This window comes from Psychrobacter sp. 219-2-C (assembly GCF_049560815.1).
GTDB lineage: Bacteria > Pseudomonadota > Gammaproteobacteria > Pseudomonadales > Moraxellaceae > Psychrobacter > Psychrobacter faecalis.
Genome location: NZ_CP186933.1, coordinates 1,710,785 through 1,735,812 on the forward strand (window position 1 = coordinate 1,710,785; position 25,028 = coordinate 1,735,812).

Genomic DNA, 25,028 nt, shown 5'->3' on the forward strand with positions numbered 1-25,028 from the left:
TTGAAAGTCTCTTACAAAAAAAGCCAATACGCGATAAGCATATTGGCTTTTTTATGTTTAATCATGACGAGCACTAACTCAGTCTGAGATTAAGAGTTTAAGCTTCTCACCCACTGCACGATTTGATCGCTCGGTAAAGCTCCAGACTGGCGCGCGATTTCTTTGCCGTTTTTGAAGGCCACCATCGTCGGCAAGCTACGAATATTATAAGGTGCCGCCGCTTGCTCATATTTATCGGTTTGTATTTTAGCAAACACCACTTGTGGCAGCTGACTGGCTGCGGCTTTAAACTGCGGTGCCATCATTAGACACGGCTGGCACCAGCTCGCCCAAAAATCAACGATGGTCAATACCTCATTTTTTTGAATAACTTTGCTAACCGTTTGCGCATTGAGTTCATGTGGAGTGGCCGTTAATAATGGCTGACCACATTTGCCGCATTTCGGTGCTGCATTAAGGCGCGCTGCAGGTATGCGATTGGTGGCACTGCAATGCGGACAGACTAGATGAGAGTTTTGCTCACTCATAATACAACTCCTTTAAAAATAACAGCGGCGGGCGTCTTAGTAACGCTCTCATAAATAGACTAGCATCAAGATAACCGTTGCACGTATTGTGATTGCGTAACGGTCTGCGTATTTTTTACCTATTAATTACATATCAATCTTGGATGAATAAATCAAACGCATGACTGCCTAAAGCGCATTAAGTGGCACTTTTAGATAACGGGTGCCATTGTCTTCGGGTTCTGGAAAATGTCCGGCATTGATATTGAGTTGTACTGATGGGATAATCAGCCGCGGCATCTCTAGCGTGGCATCGCGGCGCTCGCGCATCTCGACAAACTCCGCTTCATTGATACCCTCTTTGACATGGATATTACCAAGCTTTTGCGCGGCTACCGTCGTGGTTGGGCAATGCTTGCGACCTTGACTCGGATAGTCATGACACAGATACATGATGGTTTCGTCAGGCAGTGCGAGCAATTTTTGGATAGACTGATACAGGGTTTTGGCGTCGCCTCCGGGGAAGTCGCAGCGCGCTGTACCGACATCTGGGGCAAATAGCGTATCACCGACAAAGACCACGGTTTTTTCATCGTCAGCGGCAAGATACGCCATATCCGCGCGGGTATGACCAGGCACATACATAGCAGTAATCGTAATACCGCCAAGCGTCAAGGTCTCGCCTTCATCGGTCAAGATATCAAACTGACTGGCATCGGTACGAAAGCTGCTATCAAAGTTAAAGATTTGCTTAAATATTTTTTGCACTTCGGTGATATATTGCCCGATGACCAGTTTACCGCCAAGCTCATCTTTTACATGGATAGCAGCTGATATATGGTCGGCATGAGCATGGGTTTCTATAATATAAACCAGCGTCCAGCCCTGCTCTCGAACGAATCCTATCACTTCATCGACACTCGCGGTATCCGTATGTCCGGATTTGGCATCTAAATCCAGTACAGGATCGATGATGGCACACACTTGCTGTTGCACATCCGTGAGTACGTGAGTGTAAGTCTCTGTGTCGCTATGTAAGAAAGAATGAACTTGCATGGCTACCTCTTTACTTGTATAGGAATGTTTTAGTTTTTAAGATATTGTTCCGTATAATGGGCATTTATTTATGGTATTTGCTGCTGATCTATAGTATCTATCCCTAGTGTTGCCTATATTTCCTATGCTTCTGCCTAACACTACCAGCACTATAGCAATCATTATACATTTTATCAATTTATATAATGTAAATAATGATAACTTGCTATAAATCGCAATATCATTGATAATTAATTATATATATCCATAACTTATCTATAAACTCTGCTTTTTCTATTTATATCTTTTATAAGGAGCTCGCTCTGACTACTTCAACTTCAGCATTGAGCACAACCACCACCCCCACTGGCAAGCCTGCATCTGCCAACGTCGCAGACTTTGCGCCCAAAGACCTTGCAGAGCAAATGCAACAAGCTTCCATGCAAGCCAGCCAGTTATTAAAATCGCTCTCGCATCCTGATCGCTTATTACTTTTATGTCAGCTGACACAAGGTGAATACTGTGTCAGTGAGCTTGAGGGCTTGGTTGGTGTCGGTCAGCCGAGTTTATCGCAGCAGCTAGGTATCTTGCGTAAAGACGAGCTGGTCACTACTCGCCGTGAAGGTAAGCAAATCTACTATAGTATCGCAAGTGAGGACGCATTATCGGTATTGCAGTTATTATATGAGCGCTTTTGTGCCAAAACAGACGCCTAACTGGTCATTTAGCTCTTAGCTCTTCTTAAATTTATTTATTGTGATGACCTATATTGCTATGCCTTCTATCGCTGCTCATCTGATTCCTGCTTGGTTACGTCAGTACCAGCTGTCTGCCCTGCCGACTGATGTCATCGCGGGATTGGTCGTTGGGGTGCTCGTCATTCCGCAAAGCCTAGGCTATGCGGTGCTAGCAGGGTTGCCGCCGGTCTATGGACTCTATGCGGCCATTGTACCCGTGCTGGTATATGCTTGGATAGGCTCGAGCAATGTCCAAGCCGTAGGGCCTGTCGCCATTACAGCGATTATGACAGCCAGTAGTTTGCACCCTTATGCCAATGATGGCACGCAGCAATATATATTAATGGCCAGTTTACTGTCTTTGATGGTTGGCACGATGTTATGGCTGGCGGGAAGGCTGAAGCTTGGCTGGATTATGCAGTTTATCAGTCGCGGCGTATCGGCAGGCTTTATCAGTGGCGCGGCGGTATTGATTTTTGTCAGTCAGCTTAAGTATCTGACGGGGATTCCTATTGCAGGTAATGGCCTTATCGGTTATTTATCGAGTATGCAGATGTATGGCCACCAGCTGCATCCGCTAACCTTGATCATCGGCGTGATTGCATTTACGCTATTATTTGCTAATCGCTATGCGAGTAAATGGGTCTGGCGCTCTTGGTTGTCAGCCTCTTATGCAAAATGGGCTGAGCGTCTATTTCCGCTTATTTTGCTTGCTCTTGCCATTATATTAAGTATGAGTTTGCATTGGACAACGCACGGCGTAGCGACAATTGGTACTATTCCGCAAGGGCTGCCTAGCTTTACCCTGCCATACTTGCCAGATTTTCATGAAGCGCTCAATCTATTACCGAGCGCCGGTTTAATGGCGTTGATTATCTTTGTTTCAAGCAGCTCAGTAGCCAGCAACTATGCACGCCTGCGCGGTGAAACCTTTGATGCCAATCGTGAGTTAACCGGACTGGGTCTGGCCAATATGGCTGGCGGCTTTTTTCAGAGCTTTACCATTGCTGGCGGCTTTTCACGTACGGCGATTAATGCCGACTCAGGCGCCAAAACGCCAGTCGCAAGTCTGGTCACTGTGTTGGTTATGATTGCGGCGTTAATCGCTTTTGGTCATTTATTAGCTCCTCTGCCCTACGCCCTCTTGGGCGCGACTATTATGACGTCAATTATCGGTCTCATTGATATGGCGACTTTAAGGTCAGCATGGCAACGCGACCGCTTAGATGCGGCGAGCTTTTTGGCGGCATTTATCGGGGTGCTGATATTTGGGTTAAATACTGGCTTAGTCATCGGTTTGATGGTGTCGTTTGCTAGCCTTATTTGGCAATCAAGCAAGCCGCATGTCGCAGTCGTCGGTCAGCTAGCGGGTACAGGACATTTTCGTAATATCAATCGTCATGATGTGGTGACCTTTAGCAATTTATTGATGCTGCGTATCGATGAGAGCTTGTTTTTTGGCAATAGTGAATCCGTGCATCGCAGCGTCATACAAGCGACGCGGCAGTACCCCGATGCGCATGAGGTTATCCTGATTATGTCAGCGGTCAATCATATTGACTTGACCGGACAAGAGATGCTTATCAGCCTCAATCAAGAGCTATTGAATCAAAAAAAGCACTTAAGCTTTAGCTTTATTAAGGGACCGGTGATGGATATTATCGAGCATACACCAGTCATAACCCATCTATCAGGGCAGGTTTATTTAAGCACCATGGATGCGGTCAATGCGCTAAAAGATAATTAGCTTATAGCTAATCAATTTTTCGCTTAAATTAATCCTGACAGAAAATGCTTTTGAGAAAACATCAGTGACAAAATATAGCTATGATGACCACTTTGTTATGCTAGATTGTAATAAGCCATTAAAATTTACAGAATCTAGAAATAGACAAAACCTTACGCCATTTAATATACGCGACCGAAAAACTTATGACCGATGATTTAACCATTTATAAGCAAATTTACCCAAGCCAATGCGTCAAGATTGCTGAGCTTGGCTACCGCTCTGTGCTCAATATTCGACCTGATGCTGAGACAGAGACGCAGCCTAATAGCTGTGACTTTACCAGTGCAACGGCAAAGGCCAACCTCAACTATCAGCATTTACCGTTCGATGATGAGCGTTTAAGCATGGCGACTGTCGAGCAGTTTGCCGCCTTTTATCGCAGCATGCCAAAACCCATCCTGATGTTTTGCGGTACGGGTGCACGCGCCAAATTGCTCTATCAAAGTGCACTGATGCAAGGTTTACTATAGAAAGCAGATAGGCTTTATTGAAATATTTTAATCCAAGCGCAAAATTTTCGTTTTTACGCTAAAAAATAAAAAGGAGCTCTTATGAGCCATGAAGTGAGTTTTACCGGACAAATCACCCCTGATCAAGTACCTATGATTGCTGAAAATGGTTTTAAGACCATTATTAACAACCGTCCAGATGGTGAAGAACCAAACCAACCAACCAGTGCTGAGATTGAAACCGCGGCTAAAAAAGCAGGACTTGCTTATAAAGAAGTGTCTTTTGCCGGTAGCGAGCTCAATCAAAACCATGTCGAAGAATTTGCTGACTTTTTTAACCAAGCTGAGCAGCCTATACTGATTTTTTGCCGTACCGGTAACCGCTCGACAGGTATCTATGAAGCAGCAAAGCGTATGGATTTGTTAGACGACTAATACTTTAGTGTTTTATTAATTTAACAGACTATTCAATCATTTAGCCCATATTAATATATGGGCTAAATAACGTTTATGCCCCTACTTAAAATACTATGACAAAAACTAGCGCTACAAGGAATGTGAGCGACTTGCAAAGATCATTTGAACTGACTTCCAATTTAACAAGGAATGTTTCATGAGTAATAACGTACTGGCTTTATTGCCGCTTGCCCTTGCCTATATTATGTTTACCTTAGGAACAGGGCTTAAGCCAAGTGATTTTAAGGTCATCGTCAATCACCCAAAGGCGTTTATCGTCGGCTTAGTTAACCAAGTTATTTTTGTACCTTTAGTGGCGTTAGCGGTCGTCTTATTCATGTCGCCACCACCTGCCATTGCCTTTGGTATCATGCTGATTAGCTTTTGCCCAGGCGGCGTGACTAGCAACATGCTTACCTACTATGCTAAAGGGAATGTCGCGCTGTCAGTGGCGCTCACGGGTGTAGTTAGCCTGTTATCAGTAGTGACGCTGCCTATCTTAATTACACTGGCTTTTAATCACTTTATGCAAGATCAGGCAGGTTCTATCAGCGCACTAAAAATCGGCGTGGTAATGTTTTTATTAACAACTTTACCTGTAACACTGGGTATGCTCGCGCGTTATAAATTTACTGACTTTATGGTACGTAGAAGCGGCATCCTAAATGGCTTAGCCAGTCTGTTTTTTGTCTTAATCGTCTTTGCTGCTATTGCGACCAACTGGCAATTACTACAAGAGCAACTGGCATCTATTGGGTTTGAGTTGGTCTTTATCATTGTCATCTTGTTTGCGTTAAGTATTTTGACCTCTAAAGCTATGAATCTCAGCTGGTTTGATACCAAAACCATCTCGATAGAAACCAGTATTCAAAACAGCACGACTGCGATTACCTTGGCGCCTATTATTATGGGAGTCAGTACGTTGCCAGTCATCGCTCTACCCGCTGCGGTATATGGTGTGTTGATGTATGTGGTTGCGCTTCCCGTGATTGCGTTGATTCGGAATAAAAACTGATTGCATAAGCACAAAAAAAGCCATCTCAAATGAGATGGCTTTTAACACTAACGGTAGGGATAACTTACTGCATAACCAAGTATTCAAACGCTGATAATGCGGCTTTTGAACCTTCGCCCATGGCAATGTTAATTTGCTTAAATGGTACAGTGGTCACGTCACCACAAGCAAAGATACCTTTGCGGTCGGTGCGACAGCGCTCGTCAATCTCAATCTCGCCAAAGCGGTTTAAATCAACAAAGCCTTTGACAAACTCAGTATTTGGTACCAAACCAATTTGCACAAACACCGCTGACGTATCTAGCTCTTTGGTTTCGCTGCTGCTACGATCTTGATAAACAAGCGAAGTCACTTTACCATCTTGCGCTTTAATCTCTTGCGTTGCAGCACTAGTAATAATATCAATATTACTCTTCTCTTTGGCTTTATTAATCAGTACTTGGTCCGCCTTTAAATCATCGGCAAATTCAAGGACGGTCACGTGTTTAACAATACCTGCCAAGTCTAGCGCTGCCTCGATACCTGAGTTACCTCCGCCAACGACCGCAATATCCTTACCTTTAAAGAATGGACCATCACAGTGCGCACAGTAGGCTACGCCTTGACCCACGTTTTCATCTTCACCGGGAACACCAAGCTTACGCCACTGGGCTCCGGTCGCTAAGATGATACTGCGCGTCTCAAACGTCTCACCAGTATTGAGATGAATACGGTAGTTTTCTTCTTCAGTTTCACTGATTTCTTTGACGCTGACATGCTCTTTGAGCGTAATGTCATATTCGTGCAAATGTTTTTCAAAGTTCGCTGACAGCTCACTACCGGTTGTTAAAGGCACAGAGATTAAGTTCTCGATATCTTGCGTGTCTTTCACTTGTCCACCGATTCGGTCGGCGACCATAGTAACTTTTAGGCCTTTACGCGCGGTATAAATCGCCGCCGCCACACCAGCAGGGCCTGCACCGATAATCGTTACGTCTTGCTGCTCTAACTGCTCAGCGTCATCAGCCACTTCGCTCAATAAATCAGGGAACTGCTCTTGTAACTTCTCAATCAATTTAGCCGTATCGATTTTACCATTAGCAAAAGGTTTACCATTTAAAAATACCGCTGGTACACCTTGGATATTATTGGCTTCGACTTGCTCTTGAAACAAGGCACCATCAATCATCTCATTACTGATGTCATCGTTGAGCAGCGCAAATTGGTTCAGCGCTTGCACCACATCCGGACAGCTGTGGCAAGACAGAGAGACATAAGTCTGAAACTGTAGCGGCTTATTAAAGCGCTTAATCAGCTTTTGAATCCCTTCATCCAGTTTTAAGGTATGACCGCCCGCTTGCAAAATCGCCAAAATCAACGAGGTAAACTCATGACCACCCGGAATACCGCTAAAAACGATCCCCGTATCGGTCAATGCATTATCAATATGACTGACGACTTTAAAGCTAATCGGACTTGGTAAGCTGTTATCAGTTGCTGTTGCATCAAAATTGATCTTATCTGTGGTGCCAGCGATTTTAGTCAAAAAATCAATCAGCTCAGCACGTTTACTATGTTCGCCGCTACCCAATACAAAGGTAATGGGGCGGGTCATGTTTTCACTATAGCTTTTGACTGCGTCTAATAAACCTTGATCTATCATGTTTGTTCCTCATTATTATCGGTTATGTAACGTCAGCTATATCGCTGCACATTTGAATAGGGTTTGGTGACAAGCTAAGTATCTGATTTAAAAAGCCATAAATACTTGGCTTACCACCTTTGATACGTCTATTATCAAGGCTTTGGACGTACCACGCAAGCCGATAAACTCAAACTTTATGTTTAATAAAACAAATCATATATAGATATTATTATTTAATTTTAAAACCACCAATCAAAGAAAATCCATGACAGTCATGGTAACGGGTAAATTTTTTCGCTACAATCAGATGAGGCGAATAAGAAACACTCTTATTTACCGGTCGGCAGATTGACTGCTAGTTGTCGTTAACAAACGCCCTTTCTGCTGCGCACAAGCCTGTTCAAAACTGAGCTGAATTGCGATTTGGCTTGGTAAGACTGAAGTCTCACAATCATATAAATTCATCAGAGCACTCTTAACTAAAATGCGCTATGGCTTTACTAAGCCTGCGCTTCATAACAAGGATGACAACATGAGAAAGACTGATACATGGCAAGACAACAGAGATATTATTTGCGAACTTAAGCAAAAAGACAGCTACTTTGCGACCATTTTTGATGAGCATACCAAGCTTGATCAGCAAATCAACCAGCTCGATAAGGATTTGGTGACGCACGCCAGCTGTGACGAAGAAATAGAAAAAATGAAAAAGCGAAAGCTGCACTTAAAAGATGAGATTTATAAAATAATCGATAAAAATAAACTCAATTCTGCGGTGTAAACGCTTTAGTTTATAACGCTAACTGATTCAATAGCGGCTTGGTGCGATGCTTACTTGCTTATCGAACCAAGCCGCTATTTTTTGCCGCGACTTTTATTGGACTTAAATCAATATAAGTCAATAAACGCTCGATGAGCATTGGCTAAATTAACTATGTACTTAATGAAGCACTCATCTACTCACTTTATCCACCGACAATCTCGCCGCCATTTACATGGATAACCTGTCCTGTAACGTAGCTTGCGTCGTCACTGGCCAAGTATAAATAAGCAGGCGCGACCTCGTTTGGCTGACCGGCGCGGCCCATCGGCGTGCTTTGACCGAACTTCTCTATCTCATCAGGGGTAAATGACGCCACAATAAGCGGCGTCCAAATAGGACCGGGTGCGACGCCATTGACGCGAATACCTTTATCCTGACTCATTAAATTATTGGCTAAAGCGCGGGTGAAAGATAAAATCGCGCCCTTAGTGGCAGCATAATCAATCAAATGGTCACTGCCGCGATAAGCGGTGATAGAGGTGGTATTGATAATCGAGCTACCCGCTGGCATGTGTGGTAAGGCAAATTTACTCAACCAAAAGTGCGGATAAAAATTGGTATGAATGGTTTTATCAAATTGCGCACTACTGATATCGGTGAGCGATTCTTGCTCAACCTGCATCCCAGCGTTATTGACTAAAATATCAATTTTGCCGAACTCAGCGATGGCAGTATCGATTAGCTTTTGACAGTTAGCTTCTTCTGATAAATCTGACGCCACCAGTAAGCAGCGCTGCTGATAAGACTCTACGTGCTTTTTGGTCATCTTGGCATCATCATCTTCACATAGGTAGCTGACTACTACGTCCGCGCCTTCTTTGGCAAATAATATCGCCACTGCTTGCCCAATCCCGCTATCCGCGCCAGTGATAATAGCAACTTTCCCAGCAAGCTTGCCATTTGGATACTCTTTTGGCAGTACCTCAGGGCTTGGGTGCTGCTTTTGCTGCGAGCCTGGTAGCGATTGTTCTTGTTTCGGAAATTCTTTAGCAGATGATTTGTCTTTACTCATAATATCCTCTCTTCATTACCGATTTATGTGATAGGTTCAATGTAAAACCATTTCTGTGCAACTAAGGTGAGTGCTTCGTCGCCTCTACTGTGATGGCAGCAAGCAAAGAACATTCAACCTGATCGCAAGTAATCAAATTATTGATGTATCGTTTTTACTAATGACGCTTATAATGCTACTTAAATGGATGTTGAAGTAGATATCTTTAAATCATAAGCATCCTGTGATAAAAATCGAATGAACTTAGGTGACAATCTGTAGACAGCCTGTAATCTTGTCCTAACACTATCTATCTCTAAATATCTGCCTATAAAAAATAGACAAAAAAACGCCCCATCAATCAAAACCGATGGGGCGTTTTTAAGTCATTATTTAATAGCGTTTTCTTTTAAAAACGAAAACTCACTATTAAATTTTATACTTATCTTTTCGCTAGTCTAAATAGTAAGTTATCTAAGTATATCCTTAGATTTTACCAACTAGATCTAGGCTTGGTTTAAGGGTTTCTTGTCCTTGTTCCCAAGCTGCTGGGCAAACTTCGCCGTCGTTATCACGAACGTACTGTGCCGCTTTTACTTTACGTAGCATGTCTTTTGCACTACGGCCAATACCGCCTGCATGGATTTCAGCGACTTGGATTTTACCGTCTGGGTCTACTAAGAAAGTACCACGCTCTGCCAAACCTGCTTCTTCGATCATGACATTGAAGCCACGAGTGATACGGCCAGTTGGGTCACCAATCATTGGATAAGTGACTTTGCCGATAGCGTCTGAAGAATCATGCCATGCTTTATGTGTGAAATGTGTGTCAGTTGATACTGAGTACACTTCTACGCCTAAGCCTTTAAGCTCTTCGTAATGGGCTGCCATGTCTTCAAGTTCAGTTGGGCAAACAAAGGTAAAGTCAGCTGGGTAAAATAGGAAGATTGCCCAACTGCCTTTTACGTCTTCTGAAGTGATGGTTTTGAAATCACCGTTTACAAACGCTTCTGCTGAAAACTCTGGAATTTCTTGATTGATAATTGACGCCATGATTGGCTCCTTTTTTTGATTGATTGTCGTTAAGTTAATTGTGTTTATGGCTGCGGGTTTTGATTAACCCACTCATTAACTGGGTTACAAGACAAACTATACGCGAATTCTATGGTTAATCCAGTTAAAAGTTTTTAATGTGATGTTTTGTTTTATTAAACTTGTTAAACTATTCTAACGGCTTTTTTTATCCGAACATCGGCATTAAATTGCTATAGTACACAAGATAAACGCCCAAAACAAATGGCGTCCAAAACCCATTAATAGAGAGGTTTTATGATTACTTTACGTCAACTTGAGTTTGCCTTAGCAGTTGCCAAACATCGTCATTTTAAACGGGCAGCAGAAGACTGTAATATTTCACAATCAGCACTGAGTTTAGGTATCGCCGAGTTAGAAAAACAATTAGATACGCAGATTTTTGAGCGTAATAATAAGCAAGTTTTGATTACGCCTATCGGTGAAGATATCTTGACGCGGGCGCAGCGTATATTTTCTGAAGTCAATGATTTGACTACGCGTGCGCACAGCCATCAATCACCGCTTGCGTACCCGATGACGGTTGGTATCATTCCGACGATTGCCCCTTATCTGCTGCCAAAAGTCCTACCTGCGCTGCGCAAACACTACCCTGAATTTCGCATGACCGTTATCGAGCAGCAAACCGAACGTTTGCTTGAGCAAGTGCGCTATGGTCATATTGATACCGCCATTATTGCATTGCCTTATGCGGTCGATGGTTTGCATACCTTTGAGTTTTGGGCGGAAGATTTCTTTGCTGTCTTTCCACGGGATGACGTCCATGCCAAGCTTGAAAAAATTAATGCCGATGAGCTAGCAACGGCCAATCTTATGTTACTTGGCGAAGGCCATTGTCTGACCGATCAAACTTTAACCGTCTGTCATTTCGACCGCGCGCAAATGAAATCAAGCTTTTCTGATGCCAGCTTAAACACCCTAATACAAATGGCGCTTGCCAATATGGGCACGACCTTGGTGCCAGAGATGGCGCTCGATCAGCTGCATTTGCAAAACCAAAATGCGGTCGCAGTGCCATTAGCAGAAAAAGGGCCACATCGTCATATCGCTTTTGTCACCCGCTTAAACTATGCCCGCGTTGATGATGTTAATTTGCTTGGGCAATTATTTAAACAAGCATTTGAAGAGGCAGATCATAAAAAATAAATGACCGGTGGTGAATGGAAGTTGGCTAAAAAGGATGAGGAATAAGGAAATTAAATGATAAAGGCTTTTGCGCACATAGAGACTGAGCTTGGTAAGGTTTTTGCGCAGCATTTTACAGCTATTAATAGCGCTGTAGAATCAGAAAAGGTTAACAATCTTTGGCAAGATATCGCTATACGTTATAGCGAAAACCAACGTGCTTATCATAGCTTGCAGCATATTGAGCAGTTATTTGCGCAGTTTAAGCAGATTAAGCATGTTTTAAATGAGCCGCATATTATCGCATTGGCACTATTTTATCACGACGTGATATATGCGCCAACGCGCTCAGATAATGAGCTTAAAAGTGCAGAATATGCCGTAGAGACGCTACGCCCTTATTTATCGGCAGCGCAGTGCCAACATATTTATGCGCTCATTATAATGACGGCCAATCATAGACTCGCTGAGTGCTCAAGCGCCCAAAAGAACTTTGATGCCGCTTATTTACTAGATATGGATTTGAGTATTTTGGGAGCATCTTGGCTTGAGTATGAGCAGTATGCCCAAGCGGTTCGGCAAGAATATGCGCATGTCTCAAACATAGATTATCGCGTTGGACGTATAGCCGTATTAACAGAATTGTTAGCGCACCCAACACTTTATCTGACGGATTATTACTCTACGCGGCTAGAAACGCAGGCTCGGCAAAACATCAAGCGTGAGATTAAGATTTTACATGCATCTTAATAAACAGCTCACTGCCCTGCCGCGCAGGATGCGAGTTATAGCTTGTTTCCATAGTCTCAATATCGAAATAGGGTGCAAAACGCTGCTGGTATTCAGCTTTCGTGCCGCCAAACGGCGGTTCCTCTCGTCCGAAATCCTTATCAAACAGCAGCCCAACCAGCTTACCATTCGGTTTCAATAATGCGGCCATCTGCGCCACATATTCATCACGGTGCGCAGGATTTATGGCACAAAAAAACGTCTGCTCAAGCACCCAATCAAACTGATATTGCGCTGGCGATAACGCAAAAAAATCAGCACCGACCAAATGCTCTGCTGGAAAGTTGGGATAGCGCTCTGCGAAAGCCTCAATCGGCGCAGAGGCAAAATCAACCAAGGTGACATTGGTAAACCCTTGCTCATGCAGGTAACCGACCTCATAAGCATTGCCCGCGCCCGGTACTAAAATCGCTTGCTCTTTAGCAGATTCAGGCAACTGGTCAATATAAGCTTTGAGCGGTGGTGACACTTGCCCCATATCCCAGCCGATACTTTCCTCTTCATAACGCTGCTGCCAAAACTGCGCTTGATTGACATTTTCCATAGCACATCCTTGTTTCGATAAAAAAACCTTATCTTAGCAGATTAAGGCATGACATCTGGTTATTTAGCAGTAGCTCCTACTTTAGTCTAGCTGCCCTGTTTTACCCGCCAACATATTATGCCAGTATCGATAATCGGGCATCGCCGTTGCCACCGTTTGCCAAAAAGCACGGCTATGATTGGCATGATGCAGATGACAAAGCTCATGGACGATGACGTATTCGGTGCATTCGATAGGATAAGCTGGCAGATAGACAGACAACCAAATTCGCCGGGCGCGGGTATTGCAACTGCCCCAACGCGTATGCATTTTCTTTAGACGTATTTCATTAGCATAAGCGCCGACAATCGGTTGCCATTTATTAAATAATGCAGGCATTACTTCAGAGAGATGTTGCCGATAGTAGGCAATTTTTTTATCGTGGTTTAAGGTGAATGATTGCTCTACGCCCCACAATAGCAGTGTGCGATCGGCAGTTGAAGTCTCTTTTATAGATTGCTGTGATGGGATTTGCTGACGTTTATAGCGTTCTAATACGTGCGCATGATTGGCGATTGCCCAAGGCACGCGTTTCTCTATCGCCTGAACAGTTTGCGCTGAGCTAAGAGAGATGGGTACAGAGACCATTAATTTATGCGGTTTTAAGCGAAAATTGATATTTTTAACGCGCTTTTTGCTGATGTGTAGCTCAATATCCGCTTGCGCCAAACAACGTATAGCGCTATTTAATAAGGGCGAATCATACTGTGACAGCACATTCATGCTCACAGCGCTTGCAAGTGATTGTCAAACGACATCAGATGATATTTGCTGTTGATAAAAATACGCTCAACATTATCTACTCTAGCAAGTTCAGCAGTTGCTAAATGATTAACAGTTAACGCGGTTAACTGACCTTGTCCATCACTAACGATAAAACCTGAGTGCGCATTAGCCTTAGCCTTAACATTGGCATTGTTATCGCCTGCTTTATCAATATGCTGATTTGCTAATACGGCTGCACCGGCACAATCTGGTAAGCTAATATCATCAATCAATGTACGAGTATTTAAGTCATAAATCGCCGCACAACCGCCAATTGGCGTGGTCACACATAATAGGTTACGCTCACTATCAACCGCGACGCTAGCGATATATTGGTGGAAACGTTGCCATTGATCATTGGGCATAATAAGGGGTTTAAAATCAGACTCACCGCGTTGATGGGTCAATACTAACGGCACATTGATATGCTTTTCGCCTTGAAACTGAATACCTATCATCACCGTACCATCGTCATGCATGGCGAGGTGACGCACGCTCCTCTGATTGTGCTCAGGCATAATCTGCTCAAGCAAATCGCCAGTATGGCGATTGAGATAAACCAATGAAGGTCGCATCGTATCTAAATTAAGCTCTTCACGCGACGCTTGCTCGGTTTTGATACCACCATTGGCAATCACCAATGTCTCGCCATCAGGATGCATAATCAGCTCATGCGGGCCGATACCATGCGAGTCATACTCTGCTATTTTTTGATAATGATCACAAGCATTATAAATACCGATTTTACCGTCTAAGCTTAGGGTGTCATTTTCGGTCACATAGAGCAGCTTACCATCTAGGCTATAACAGGCATGACCATAAAAATGACGATGCGTAGACGCTTTAATAGCAAACTTTACTTGCCCAGTTGCCGTGTCTAATACCCAAAACCTTACGCTCGGGCGCCGACCCATCACCACCACATCACGTGCTTGGTTATTCTTAGTAGAGAATTTTTGCTTATCAGAAATAGGTTGAACGACAATATCATGCACGCGTTCGGGCATGGTCGTTTGCCAAACGATTTGTCTATCGGCGTCGATACCAACCACGCCGAAGTCGTGCTCATTATGACTGCCGTCACTGTCTTCAGTTGCTAAAGCGATGTTTTTTGGCATAGACGCCACGCCGCTTACCCAGCAGACTGGACGTGGCAGTATTGTGGTCGTATGGGCTGCGCTAAAATCGCTTACGCTATGAGACTTGTTATTTTGCTCGTCATCATCTCTCTGTGAGCGATAAGCCTGCTGCCATGCAACTGCCGCTTGCTGACAAGCGTGGCGAAATTGCACAAGCTCGCGTTTAGGCGTCAAGTTTATCAACTGCAACTGCGCGCCCATACCTGCCACATAATCCCATAAGCTGGCATCTGGTTGCTTGTGCTTACGAAAACTATGATGGATACCGACAAGCGCGGCTGTACCCATGACAGCAGAAAGCGTGGTCAATGCAGATGTTACTAGCAGCTCATTATTAGGCTGCTGCTCTTGTGATTTACCTGCAGTTTTAGTATCGAGAGAGTACATTTTTTAATCGCCATCGGTGCTGTTAAAGCCAACGCGCAGACCAAGGGTTGGAATCAATTGACGCTTAATAATGCGCGTAATGCTCGTGAGATGATCAAGTAGTTCCTGCTGCGTCGCTTTATCAGCAGTCGCTAAATCTTCCGGCATTTGTGCCAGTAACGTCGTGGTATCAGCAAGCGCGGTTGATAGATTATCCGCCACTGCATTTTCATTATTGCCACCAAGAATAGCAGTCAAAACAGGGTCAGTCATTGCTTGATTTAAGGTTGCCAATTTCGCAGTGATAATCGCGCGGCTTTGTCCAGCGGTTGCAGCTGGCAAATGACCTTTTGCTTTAGCAGTTAAACCCAATGGCTGGTCGATAGCGTTAGATTTCATCGTCTCAACCAATGACAGCAGCGAGTTAAACCATTGGTTTAAACCTTGATCGCTCTCGGCGGTTTTATCAATTGCTAGTAAATCAGTAGCATTTTGCTGCCAGTTTTTCTCGATATCTTTTAGACGTGTGCTCAAAGCGCTGCTCGCGCTCATCACATAAGCGCACTGCCCAGCATCCAAATTATCATTGGCATAAAGCACCTCTTCTAAGCCTGGCACGCCTTGCACGATGGCGCTCTCGTTAGCCAACTGCTCGGCGGTAAGCTTGGAATTGGCAGCAATCAAATCAGCGACCCCGCTATGTACCAGTCCGCGCTCATCAGGATAGTAATTGATATATAAATTACTCATGCTCGCCGTCGCTGGTCCAAAGTTAACCATCTCAGCGCTTGCCCAAGCTTGTGCGAGCACCAACCATTGGTCGCGCAATTCTTTTAGCGCATCACCGCTCACGGGCGCTTGCTGACAAGATTTCTTCGCCAAATCATGCAATAAATCACTCTGCTTTGCGGCATCTGCATAGGCTGGAATGACAATGTCATTTGCCACGTGGGTCAGATAGGTTTTTTCGGTATCAGGACTAATATCAACAGCGCTAATCTTTTCAGCATTATTGTCTTTTTTGTCAGGAGTAGTAGAAGTAGCACTTTCTTGGGCGACTTGGCTATCTACCTCTGATACTTTATTTTCTTCCGCAGGTTTGACGCAGCTAATTAGAATACCAGCACTTAGCGCTGATAATGCCATTGCTAAAGCAGGATTTATTTTCATAGATTTCTCAGTATTTGGATGAATATTGATATAAGTAATTATTTAATTTGGTATTTCTTACGTTGAATAACCATCGCTTTTAACGCTCATACGCTTATTTTTATAATGACTTTAAGAACGCATTCAACTCACTGCGTCCTTGTTTATCAAGCTTAAGTACTTTTTGCTTCTGCTTTTCCGCTTCGCCGCCATGCCAAAGTATCGCTTCCATCAAAGTACGCGCGCGCCCATCATGTAAAAACGTCGCTTGTGGATCGACGGTTTGCGCAAGACCAATGCCCCACAAAGCAGGCGTACGCCACTCATAAGAGTTGGCTAAAAACTCAACCTGTAAATCTTTCGATGGTAGCTTACCCGCAATGGTACGATCAGCTAAGCCATCGCCCATGTCATGCAACAATAAATCGGTATAAGGATAAATCACTTGTCCGTGCTGCTCAAGATGGCCATCGTCAGTTTTTGGCAACTGATAACGCGGCGTATGGCAGCTTTGACAGCCCATATCATAAAAGCGTTTTTTGCCTGCCAATACCAGCTTGTCTTCGGCATTGCGGCGATGCGGCACCGCCAGATTACGGGTATAAAATTCGACGAATTTTGCTACCTCATCATTGACTTCGACAGGCGGCTTACCATTACCTTGCTCATCAGCCCCTGTTGCGGCATTCACACAAGCGGTCTGCGCTGGCATACACGATTCATGCGGACGGATATTCGAAGTCAGCCCCATATCTTCATTAAACGCACTTTGGTTTTGAGTAATCAGCTTGGTCTGACCCGCTTTCCAGCCAAAGCGTCCTAATGCCACTTTACCCGTTTGCGGGTCCATGACCATATTAAATTTACCGCTAATGTCGTTATTAGCGTTATTTACTTTGACTGCTTGTTTTTTAATATCATCGTCTGGAATCTGCTCGAGTAACCCAAGCCCAATCATTGGTAAGGCAACACGCGGCGATACCATCAGCGCATCATCAAATGGACCATAACCGGGTTTAGTCAGATTAAAGGTTGGCGCGCGCAAGGTCTCGACATGACCATCAGCAAAGGTAACGGGTTTATCAGTCCACTGTACTACAGTTCGGGCTTCAGCAGGAACACCTTGCACACCGCGATCTTGCAGCTGACCGCCATACATAGGATGGACGACTTTTTCAATCAAAGAATCTTTTAGTTTTTGACGCTGCACATCGGTAGTCGCCGGCATCGCAAGTCGAATCAGCAAGCTGTCGGCATCGTCATCAGCGTTCATCGGCGCATGACCACGACCGTCTTTGATATGGCAAGATTGACAGGCAGCGACGTTAAATAACGCACCAAGCCCATCACGGCTATCGGTACTCGCCGGCGCGACCACCCAAGGTTGCCTAAAAAACGCATTGCCGATAAAGAAAGACCCTTTACGCGAAGCGGTGATATTTGAGGAAGGTTTAGAGTAGCTTTCGCTCGTGGTAATACTAATGCCAGTATCGCCACCTTGTTTGATTTCTTGCGCATCAAAGCTGGCAAGCTGCTGCATAGGGACGCCCGCTAGCGCTTCAATCGTTTGAGTACGCTCAGGCGTTATATTTTGCAAATAGCTACTGTCTTGGGCTTTGTTGTCGTTATTATTGGCGGTGTCGTCCGTTGGAGATGGCTGGCAGGCGCTTAATGAGAGCACGCATGTCACTCCTAGCGATAGCTTTAATAGCGAATTTTTAAATATTAAAGGAAAATAAAACGCGGTAGATTGTTTGGCGGTTGACACATTACTGCTACTCATAGGGAACCTTAGTTCTGGTATGGAACCATTAAAAACGCGTGCTATAATTTTTTCACTTTTATTTGATAAGCATTTTTAGTCAATAAATATTTTAATTCGATAAATCATTGCTGCGCTATAAAAAAACACGCTGCCAACAGCGGTCGACAACGTGTATATTATACCCAAATTATTTTTCTATAAAAATAATTCTCATTCACTGATAACGACTCATCAGGCACATAAATACAGGCTATTAAGGCTTCCTAAATTGGAACCGAAAACTTCATTTTAAATAACTGCCCTTTTAAATAAGCGCTCTTTTAAATAAGACCTACTTAAAACTGTGAACCTGCATCAGCGTCTAAATTATCAATGCCAACGGCTTTTGCTGCATTTTCGATACCATCGGTTAGCTGTTGTAAGCTTGCGATACTACTTTCAATCCAGCCGCGGCGTTTGTTTTGCTCTTCAGCAGAAATACCGTGCTTGCTGGCTTGACCTACGGTTGCAATCATCTGATCGACCTTGATGCCTTCTTTCTCAGCTTTTTCAACGATGACTTTAAACGCTGCTTCGACGTTAGCAAAATCAGTAGCAAGTTTATCAGCCGCTTCTTTATTGCCGGTATCGACAAGATAATTCTTTAGTCCATAACCGCCTACTGTCTTGCCAGCGACGGTTTTATAGCCGCCATTAAAGATATTTTGAATACCGCGGGCATTATTGGCATAGCTTAAATGGGTCAAATCACTAAAGCATTCATGCTCATCTTCGGTAGAGCCAGTGACGAACGCCACCTGTATACGCTCAGAAGCTAGCTCGCCAAGCGCTAAGCTGCCCATTTGATACATGATTTGACGCAGACCGTTTTTGTCTTTACGGGCAATCATATCGCTACGTAAGGTGTTTTCGCTATCAGGCTGCCACTGGGCTTCCATCGCGGTCAAATCATCGATCAATAACTGGGTAACCGCTTTTAGATACTGTCCACGGCGCTCGCAAATACTCGCATCTGGGTTTGTCGTATCGCCGCTGGTACATTCGCCCTCGGTCGTTATATAGTCGCTCACCGGACGATTACCTGCACCTTCACCAACGCCATTGGTATCCTGCCCCCACAGCAGAAACTCAATCGCATGATAACCGGTGGTGACATTGGCCTCACTACCACCAATCTCATTCATCTCAGCCAACAAGTCAGGCGTAATGGTGCTGGTATCTTGCTTGATGCTACCAACCGTGATGCTCTTGCTATTGATAATATTGTCCTGACTGTTATATTCACCCTCATAACTGTCACTGACATAGTCAATCAAAGCTTCATCTAGCGGCCAAGCATTTACCTGTCCTTCCCAGCCATCAACGCTACCAAGCGCGCGTTTATCATCAGCGGTCACAAAGCCTTCGTCGAAGCGAAACACTTCAGTCTGTGAATATGGCTGACGCGCGGCTTTATAGGCAGCCTTTGCAGCGTCAAGATTGGCTTGGGTCGGCGTGTCCACATAAGTATTCACTGCTGTTTGTAAAAGTTTGGCCGTTTCTAAAGAATCTTTATAGGCGGCGTGCGCCATATCAGCATAGCTAATCAACAATCGATCGATATGCGCCTGATCAGCAGCGGAAGACGTTTTATTGTCGCTTTTTTGGGTTGCTTGGACGTCGGTTTGTGCCTCTGACGCTGTGGTCTCATCAGACTGTTTGGTACATCCTGATACTAGCAGTATCCCTGCCAATGCAGCAGCTAAAGTAGTCGGTAAAATTTTACGGCTTGTCGCTGGGCTGATATTCATACACGTCCTCGATGAGATACATTAGATAAAATGACAAAAGATAAAGTAATAAAGTGATAAAAGGAAAGCTTAAAGACTTATAATTTCAATAAGATAAAATCCATTTAAACCCTAGTTAAATTTAAACGCCCGCTAAAGGCTGACAAAATTTAACCCCTGCAAATTATAATGTTATTGATAACTATTATCAAATATAATTTTTTGAATATTAGACGAATTTCAAGCAAAAAAAAAGACCAACTTTTCGTTGGTCTTTTTTAATTTATATTATATTTTAAATATCAGTAGCGATTAACGAACGCTGCTTGGCGCGTTTACCGTTAGCTCAACGCGGCGGTTCTGCTGACGACCATAATCGCTATTGTTGTCAGCGATTGGACGAGTCTGACCATAAGCAACTACGTTGATACGGTTAGAAGCTACACCGCGATTAACTAAATAATTTCTCACAGAATTGGCACGATCACGTGACAAGTTCATGTTGTAAGATGGGTTACCTACGCTATCTGTATGACCAGCAATCGTAACCGTATTTTGGTTATATTCATTCATCGTTGCCGCAAGCTTATCAAGCGTTGGTCTAAACGATGGGTTCAACGAAGCACTGTCAAAGGCAAAAGTGATATTACCTGGCATAACCAGATCAATGTTACCGTTTGGATTTGGGGTAACCGTAACGCCAGTACCCGCCATTTGCTGCTCTAGCTGCTTCGCTTGACGCTCCATGTAGTAGCCTACGCCTGCACCCAATGCAGCACCGATAGCCGCATCACGACCAGTCTTATCACCGCCTGTTGCTTTTGAGATAGCAGCGCCGCCAGCTGCACCCGCTAGCGTACCGATAGCAGTTTTATTTAAACGTTGCTGTCCAGTGTTTGGATCAGTCGTACAGCCACTCAATGCTAAGCCTGATGCCAATGCTGCAACCATTAATGTATTACGCATAATATGTCCTCTTAAGTTGAAAAAATGGGCTATCAATATAGGGTATCGATAAATAAACGGTGTTTTTATAGATATTGCTTGTCACGAATATGCGTCAACAAACCTGTTTATTTGTTTATTCACACTTACTATTATTATGGCAATTACCGTCTATTTGTGTGTAATATTTTGTCACATCTATGTATGGAAAGTGCATAAGTATCTATAGTCTAGTGTTTATAAAAGCGCGTTGTTTGTTACCGCAAGTCACGTTTACAGTCGTACACTCTAATTATTTTCTGCTAACATTATCTTATAAAAACTTTGGTAGAAACATTTTACGAATTAAAAAGCCGAAAAATTACTGGACTAAGATGAGGTCTTACCTAATATTAGTACTAAAATTTATTAGATAAAATGCGATTATAATTTGCTAAAACTTGTTAGAAAAATTAGCTGTATTTTTGAGATGATATAAAACACCGGTTTAACCATAATAATGAAACGATTAACGAGCAAATAGTAAGGAATAAGACATGCGCTTGAACGCTGCGATGCAAAAAATACACGAACGCGCGCCAAAACTTGGCAAAGCAATGTCGCTTACCACAGCGGCCGGAGTCATCGCTGCCAATAGTTTTGGCGGTAGTATTCCATTATGGCTTATGGGCGTTGGCAAAATTATCACGGGCGCTCCTATTGCTGATAAGACGGTAATAAAGATTGCCGAGCACTGGATTGGTAGCAATAATGCTTTGATTGATACCATATTGCCGCGTAAGGATTGGCGCATTCAATTGCCGGATGATGTACATATGGACGGTAAATATCTGCTGGTCAGCAATCATCAGTCTTGGGTAGATACCAGCATCGTGCAATATATTAGTGAAAAACGCTTACCACTGACCCGGTTTTTCACCAAGTTTGAGCTCATCTATATTCCTATCGTTGGGCAGGCATTTTACTTTTTAGATTTTCCAATGATGCGGCGCCATTCTAAAGAAGCAGTTGCTAAAAACCCAGCCCTTAAAGGTAAAGATATCGAAGAAGCCAAGCGCGCTTGTGCATTATTAAAAGACAAGCCGTTTACCTTGTTGAATTATTTGGAAGGCACACGCTTTACCCAAGAAAAACACGATAAACAAAACTCGCCCTATACCCATCTATTAAAGCCGCGCGCTGGCGGTCTGTCGCTAGCCATTAATGCCTTGGGCGCTGATATCGATGGTATCTTAGATATGACCATCGTCTACCCTGACGGCGTGCCAACCTATGGCGATTTGTGGAAAGGCAATATCAAACGCTTAGGCGTCGATGTCCGCCATATTGCCATACCCGATGCGCTGTTTGCCGGTATTCAAGACGGCGGCTACGAAAACGATGAGGCCGTTAAAGCGCAAATGTTTGAATGGGTCGAGCAAATTTGGCGCCAAAAAGATCAGCGTATTACAAAAATGCTGGCAGAATTTGAGAGTCATCCGCAAGCGGCGCATCAAAGTGAATAAAAAAGGACATTAAAAAAACTGATTAAAAAAAGCCATTAAAAATTATGGCTTTTTATATAAAAAGATAACGGCTAAAATACCAAATTATAATGGTTGATGGCTTGTTTTTTGGCATGATTCATTGATAATGTGAATAACCATTAAAACTTGCCGCTTATTTGGTAGTGATTGGCAAAAGATTACTCACTACCAATGCCATTTACTACTAAATAAGGTATGACTGTGCCCGCCTCTTCTACCCGTGCGCCGATAACACCAGCGCCTCTTCAGTCCTCAGACCTACCCAGCAGCCCGCCGCCAAGACCGAACCGTCCCAAGCCCAATCGCTTGAAGCTGACCTATGACATCGTGATGCTCATCGCCATCAGTATTGATTTATTTTTAATCAGTACTGACGCTATTTTGATGAGTAATTTTAGTAGTAATGCCGCGCAGTGGTTGAGTATGAGCGAGGCATTAAACTGGTATCAAAACCATATTCATGACTCGCTACGGACAGCGGGCGGTTTTTTTACCCTATTCTTGATTGCCGAGTTGCTATTGCGCTGGGCAGTTGCTATTAAAGAAAAGGTGTATTACCGCTGGTTCTTTTTCCCTTTTGTGCATTGGTATGAAGTGTTAGGCTGTTTTCCGCAGTTGCGCGCGCTGCGCCTATTTCGCGCCGTGATTATCGGGCGCCGCTTGTATCAGCTAGGTTATCAAGTATTGCCGCAGCCGTGGATTAATCGCATTAATTTTTATATTAATTTGCTGTTAGAAGAGCTGTCTGACCGCGTCATCTTAACGACCATTCAGACGTTTCGTCAGCAGCTGACCGATCCCACAACACATAAATCCTTTATCGAATCTACCATTGTCCGCAATCGCAATGAGATTGAAGCGGCGATATTATCGCTACTGCGTAAAGAGCTGGCGCCAAAACTTCAGGCACTGACCGAGTCATCGGGCGGCGGCACTATTGTCGCCACCGAAATGGGTAACGCTATTAAAGAAGGACTGGCCAATACGCCTGAATTACGCCGCTATCTGCGTATGATACCCATTGCTGGGACGTTAATTGAGTCGCAGCTACAGCATGTCGGGCATAATATCGGCGAAAACGTGGTATATGCGCTGAATGAGCGCCTGCTTGACGCCGAACGTATTGACGCGTTAATGGTTGCTATTGCCAGCGGCGTTGCTCAAATCGATACCGACAACAGCGCCCTTGATACATTAATATCAAGCATCATCGCCGATGGTTTAGACGAATTTGAAGCCCAAATAAAAGTGCAGCAATGGAAGCATCAAGACATGCTTAATTTGTAGTGTTTTGAATGAAAACCAGATTTTTTGACAATCATACTTTTGATATACACATTTTTGAAAGCCACACTTTTAATAATCAGACTTTGATGCTATATGCCGAGGCAAAAACGGCACATTGAACACCGCAACACGACCATTTTTGAGGATGTATATTATGACGATTTCAGACAACAATCAGCAGGCGCTTGACTCACCTGACACGCCAGCTTTGGCATTTTATGGCAAAATGCTGACCTTTTCACGGCTGCAGTTTAGCACCGATGATTTTGCGGCGATTGGCAGCCAACTTGAAACCACACTGAGTAATAAAAATAGCAATATCCCTGTATTGATTGACAGTGAAGTCGAGCAGGATTTAGCAGCGTTAGTAGAGCTGCTTTGGTCGTGGGGTTTGCAGCCTATCGGCGTGGTCACAGGTTTGCTTGATGAGCAAGCACGTCAGCTACGCTTGGCGATATTCCCAGCGGATGGCAAACGTATCGAGCGTATTTTGCCCAGTAAAAAAGCCACTACACAGTTAAGTCAAGTAGCAGTTTCTAAAGACGGCGCACAAACAACACCTGCGAACGATTCTGTCAGCTCTACTACGGATAATGCTGGCTCAGCTGTAAATAGCCAAGCTGCTGCCACTACCGAGGTAAATGCAACGACTGAAACCACCTTGACAGCAGAGACGCTTATCAGTGCCGAGCATATTACCAGTTTGATCTATGATCAAATGCTGCGCTCGGGTCAAAGCCTCAATCACGTTGGTGGCGATTTGATTTTGACCAATAGTGTCAATAGTGGCGCTGAAGCCATTACCGACAACAACCTACACGTCTATGGTCGCGCCCAAGGTCGTTTGGTCGCAGGCGCAACTGGCGATAAAGACGCGCGTATTTTTTGCCAAGTATTTAATCCTTCACTGGTATCGGTCGCTGGTACTTATTGCCTGCGCGATAACCTACCCGAGCACGTGATTGATAAATCGGTTGAAGTGCGTTATTTAGAAGGTCAGGGTTTAGTTTTTACGGTCATGGATAACGCTTAGGTTTTATTTGCTCTTTAGACGACTCAAAGGCGTCATTTCATCATTATCAGTTTGAATATATTTGATGATAGATGATAAATTGACGTCTAAATAGTACGATTAATATTATAGTAAGTTTACTTAACAAAACTGCGCTATGATGGATTGTTAGCTCTGCCACTATTTACGCTAGACTATAGGCGCGGACGTTGAGCGCAGATAATAGAGGGTGCTTTGGCTCCCTATTTAGCTTATATAACCATTATCTTTAAGCAGCTTTTGTGCTTAAAT

The 25,028-nt window shown here is 43.8% G+C and carries 23 protein-coding genes; 11 read left to right on the top strand and 12 right to left on the bottom strand.

What is annotated here, in order from left to right; translation table 11 throughout:
• Positions 1–89: 89 nt before the first annotated feature.
• A complete protein-coding gene (gene trxC, locus ACPEGP_RS06945; RefSeq protein WP_286797483.1) occupies positions 90–527 on the bottom strand; it encodes a thioredoxin TrxC in 438 nt (145 codons plus the stop codon).
• A 168-nt stretch (positions 528–695) separates the two neighbouring features.
• On the bottom strand, positions 696–1,562 hold the full coding sequence (locus ACPEGP_RS06950; RefSeq protein ID WP_423812993.1) for an MBL fold metallo-hydrolase: 867 nt from the start codon (positions 1,560–1,562) through the stop codon (positions 696–698).
• A 323-nt stretch (positions 1,563–1,885) separates the two neighbouring features.
• Here ACPEGP_RS06950 and ACPEGP_RS06955 point away from each other — a divergent pair, with 323 nt between their 5' ends.
• The 5 genes from ACPEGP_RS06955 (at position 1,886) to ACPEGP_RS06975 (ending at position 5,987) form a co-directional block, all read left to right on the top strand.
• Positions 1,886–2,257, top strand: coding sequence for an ArsR/SmtB family transcription factor (locus tag ACPEGP_RS06955; RefSeq protein ID WP_313474222.1), 372 nt, complete (start codon positions 1,886–1,888; stop codon positions 2,255–2,257).
• Between the two features lie 58 nt (positions 2,258–2,315).
• Positions 2,316–4,025, top strand: coding sequence for a SulP family inorganic anion transporter (locus ACPEGP_RS06960; RefSeq protein ID WP_423812994.1), 1,710 nt, complete (start codon positions 2,316–2,318; stop codon positions 4,023–4,025).
• A 185-nt stretch (positions 4,026–4,210) separates the two neighbouring features.
• Entirely contained in the window at positions 4,211–4,537 is a 327-nt protein-coding gene (locus ACPEGP_RS06965; protein ID WP_200661803.1) for a beta-lactamase hydrolase domain-containing protein, read from the top strand.
• A gap of 81 nt (positions 4,538–4,618) precedes the next feature.
• Positions 4,619–4,951 (top strand): TIGR01244 family sulfur transferase, encoded by a 333-nt coding sequence (locus ACPEGP_RS06970; RefSeq protein ID WP_423812995.1) that lies wholly within the window; start codon positions 4,619–4,621, stop codon positions 4,949–4,951.
• 178 nt (positions 4,952–5,129) lie between these two features.
• A complete protein-coding gene (locus tag ACPEGP_RS06975) occupies positions 5,130–5,987 on the top strand; it encodes a bile acid:sodium symporter family protein (protein WP_423812996.1) in 858 nt (285 codons plus the stop codon).
• 64 nt (positions 5,988–6,051) lie between these two features.
• Here ACPEGP_RS06975 and ahpF read toward each other — a convergent pair whose 3' ends face one another.
• Entirely contained in the window at positions 6,052–7,629 is a 1,578-nt protein-coding gene (ahpF, locus tag ACPEGP_RS06980) for an alkyl hydroperoxide reductase subunit F (RefSeq protein WP_144296707.1), read from the bottom strand.
• Positions 7,630–8,143: 514 nt separating this feature from the next.
• Here ahpF and ACPEGP_RS06985 point away from each other — a divergent pair.
• A complete protein-coding gene (locus tag ACPEGP_RS06985; RefSeq protein ID WP_144296708.1) occupies positions 8,144–8,392 on the top strand; it encodes a YdcH family protein in 249 nt (82 codons plus the stop codon).
• A 184-nt stretch (positions 8,393–8,576) separates the two neighbouring features.
• On the opposite strand, the gene ACPEGP_RS06990 is transcribed toward ACPEGP_RS06985, so the two are convergent.
• Both ACPEGP_RS06990 and ahpC read right to left on the bottom strand, forming a co-directional pair.
• Positions 8,577–9,446 carry a glucose 1-dehydrogenase gene (locus ACPEGP_RS06990; RefSeq protein ID WP_423812997.1) on the bottom strand — a complete coding sequence of 290 codons (870 nt, stop codon included), beginning with the start codon at positions 9,444–9,446 and terminating at the stop codon, positions 8,577–8,579.
• 465 nt (positions 9,447–9,911) lie between these two features.
• On the bottom strand, positions 9,912–10,478 hold the full coding sequence (gene ahpC / locus ACPEGP_RS06995) for an alkyl hydroperoxide reductase subunit C (RefSeq protein ID WP_068407548.1): 567 nt from the start codon (positions 10,476–10,478) through the stop codon (positions 9,912–9,914).
• A gap of 276 nt (positions 10,479–10,754) precedes the next feature.
• Here ahpC and ACPEGP_RS07000 point away from each other — a divergent pair, with 276 nt between their 5' ends.
• On the top strand, positions 10,755–11,663 hold the full coding sequence (locus ACPEGP_RS07000) for a hydrogen peroxide-inducible genes activator (protein WP_201589453.1): 909 nt from the start codon (positions 10,755–10,757) through the stop codon (positions 11,661–11,663).
• 54 nt (positions 11,664–11,717) lie between these two features.
• Positions 11,718–12,392, top strand: coding sequence for a hypothetical protein (locus ACPEGP_RS07005; RefSeq protein ID WP_423812998.1), 675 nt, complete (start codon positions 11,718–11,720; stop codon positions 12,390–12,392).
• Here the strand turns inward: ACPEGP_RS07005 and ACPEGP_RS07010 are convergent.
• The 7 genes from ACPEGP_RS07010 to ACPEGP_RS07040 form a co-directional block, all read right to left on the bottom strand.
• Positions 12,370–12,975: a methyltransferase domain-containing protein gene (locus ACPEGP_RS07010; RefSeq protein WP_423812999.1), complete on the bottom strand. Its 606-nt coding sequence runs from the start codon at positions 12,973–12,975 to the stop codon at positions 12,370–12,372. The genes ACPEGP_RS07005 and ACPEGP_RS07010 overlap by 23 nt on opposite strands.
• 81 nt (positions 12,976–13,056) lie before the next feature.
• Positions 13,057–13,737, bottom strand: coding sequence for a M48 family metallopeptidase (locus tag ACPEGP_RS07015; protein WP_423813000.1), 681 nt, complete (start codon positions 13,735–13,737; stop codon positions 13,057–13,059).
• Positions 13,738–13,739: 2 nt separating this feature from the next.
• Positions 13,740–15,305 carry a DUF1513 domain-containing protein gene (locus tag ACPEGP_RS07020; protein WP_423813001.1) on the bottom strand — a complete coding sequence of 522 codons (1,566 nt, stop codon included), beginning with the start codon at positions 15,303–15,305 and terminating at the stop codon, positions 13,740–13,742.
• 3 nt (positions 15,306–15,308) lie between these two features.
• Entirely contained in the window at positions 15,309–16,454 is a 1,146-nt protein-coding gene (locus ACPEGP_RS07025) for an imelysin family protein (protein ID WP_423813002.1), read from the bottom strand.
• Positions 16,455–16,554: 100 nt separating this feature from the next.
• Positions 16,555–18,216 carry a di-heme oxidoredictase family protein gene (locus ACPEGP_RS07030; protein WP_423813003.1) on the bottom strand — a complete coding sequence of 554 codons (1,662 nt, stop codon included), beginning with the start codon at positions 18,214–18,216 and terminating at the stop codon, positions 16,555–16,557.
• 317 nt (positions 18,217–18,533) lie between these two features.
• Positions 18,534–19,988, bottom strand: coding sequence for an imelysin family protein (locus tag ACPEGP_RS07035; protein ID WP_423813004.1), 1,455 nt, complete (start codon positions 19,986–19,988; stop codon positions 18,534–18,536).
• 291 nt (positions 19,989–20,279) lie between these two features.
• The gene (locus ACPEGP_RS07040) at positions 20,280–20,933 is read right to left on the bottom strand and encodes an OmpA family protein (RefSeq protein WP_423813005.1); all 654 of its coding nucleotides are present in this window, start codon (positions 20,931–20,933) and stop codon (positions 20,280–20,282) included.
• Between the two features lie 515 nt (positions 20,934–21,448).
• Between ACPEGP_RS07040 and ACPEGP_RS07045 the strand changes: the two genes are divergently transcribed.
• The 3 genes from ACPEGP_RS07045 to minC all read left to right on the top strand — a co-directional run bounded on the left by ACPEGP_RS07045 (position 21,449) and on the right by minC (position 24,758).
• The gene (locus tag ACPEGP_RS07045) at positions 21,449–22,417 is read left to right on the top strand and encodes an acyltransferase (protein ID WP_201589471.1); all 969 of its coding nucleotides are present in this window, start codon (positions 21,449–21,451) and stop codon (positions 22,415–22,417) included.
• Positions 22,418–22,639: 222 nt separating this feature from the next.
• A complete protein-coding gene (locus ACPEGP_RS07050; protein ID WP_423813006.1) occupies positions 22,640–23,725 on the top strand; it encodes a hypothetical protein in 1,086 nt (361 codons plus the stop codon).
• Positions 23,726–23,879: 154 nt separating this feature from the next.
• Entirely contained in the window at positions 23,880–24,758 is an 879-nt protein-coding gene (gene minC / locus ACPEGP_RS07055; RefSeq protein ID WP_423813007.1) for a septum site-determining protein MinC, read from the top strand.
• The last annotated feature ends 270 nt before the right edge of the window (positions 24,759–25,028 follow it).

Coding starts and splice junctions, on each gene's coding strand:
- trxC (WP_286797483.1), bottom strand. CDS start 527: ATGAGTGAGCAAAACTCTCATCTAGTCTGTCCGCATTGCAGTGCCACC.
- ACPEGP_RS06950 (WP_423812993.1), bottom strand. CDS start 1,562: ATGCAAGTTCATTCTTTCTTACATAGCGACACAGAGACTTACACTCAC.
- ACPEGP_RS06960 (WP_423812994.1), top strand. CDS start 2,316: ATGCCTTCTATCGCTGCTCATCTGATTCCTGCTTGGTTACGTCAGTAC.
- ACPEGP_RS06965 (WP_200661803.1), top strand. CDS start 4,211: ATGACCGATGATTTAACCATTTATAAGCAAATTTACCCAAGCCAATGC.
- ACPEGP_RS06970 (WP_423812995.1), top strand. CDS start 4,619: ATGAGCCATGAAGTGAGTTTTACCGGACAAATCACCCCTGATCAAGTA.
- ACPEGP_RS06975 (WP_423812996.1), top strand. CDS start 5,130: ATGAGTAATAACGTACTGGCTTTATTGCCGCTTGCCCTTGCCTATATT.
- ahpF (WP_144296707.1), bottom strand. CDS start 7,629: ATGATAGATCAAGGTTTATTAGACGCAGTCAAAAGCTATAGTGAAAAC.
- ACPEGP_RS06985 (WP_144296708.1), top strand. CDS start 8,144: ATGAGAAAGACTGATACATGGCAAGACAACAGAGATATTATTTGCGAA.
- ACPEGP_RS06990 (WP_423812997.1), bottom strand. CDS start 9,446: ATGAGTAAAGACAAATCATCTGCTAAAGAATTTCCGAAACAAGAACAA.
- ahpC (WP_068407548.1), bottom strand. CDS start 10,478: ATGGCGTCAATTATCAATCAAGAAATTCCAGAGTTTTCAGCAGAAGCG.
- ACPEGP_RS07000 (WP_201589453.1), top strand. CDS start 10,755: ATGATTACTTTACGTCAACTTGAGTTTGCCTTAGCAGTTGCCAAACAT.
- ACPEGP_RS07005 (WP_423812998.1), top strand. CDS start 11,718: ATGATAAAGGCTTTTGCGCACATAGAGACTGAGCTTGGTAAGGTTTTT.
- ACPEGP_RS07010 (WP_423812999.1), bottom strand. CDS start 12,975: ATGGAAAATGTCAATCAAGCGCAGTTTTGGCAGCAGCGTTATGAAGAG.
- ACPEGP_RS07015 (WP_423813000.1), bottom strand. CDS start 13,737: ATGAATGTGCTGTCACAGTATGATTCGCCCTTATTAAATAGCGCTATA.
- ACPEGP_RS07020 (WP_423813001.1), bottom strand. CDS start 15,305: ATGTACTCTCTCGATACTAAAACTGCAGGTAAATCACAAGAGCAGCAG.
- ACPEGP_RS07025 (WP_423813002.1), bottom strand. CDS start 16,454: ATGAAAATAAATCCTGCTTTAGCAATGGCATTATCAGCGCTAAGTGCT.
- ACPEGP_RS07030 (WP_423813003.1), bottom strand. CDS start 18,216: ATGAGTAGCAGTAATGTGTCAACCGCCAAACAATCTACCGCGTTTTAT.
- ACPEGP_RS07035 (WP_423813004.1), bottom strand. CDS start 19,988: ATGAATATCAGCCCAGCGACAAGCCGTAAAATTTTACCGACTACTTTA.
- ACPEGP_RS07040 (WP_423813005.1), bottom strand. CDS start 20,933: ATGCGTAATACATTAATGGTTGCAGCATTGGCATCAGGCTTAGCATTG.
- ACPEGP_RS07045 (WP_201589471.1), top strand. CDS start 21,449: ATGCGCTTGAACGCTGCGATGCAAAAAATACACGAACGCGCGCCAAAA.
- minC (WP_423813007.1), top strand. CDS start 23,880: ATGACGATTTCAGACAACAATCAGCAGGCGCTTGACTCACCTGACACG.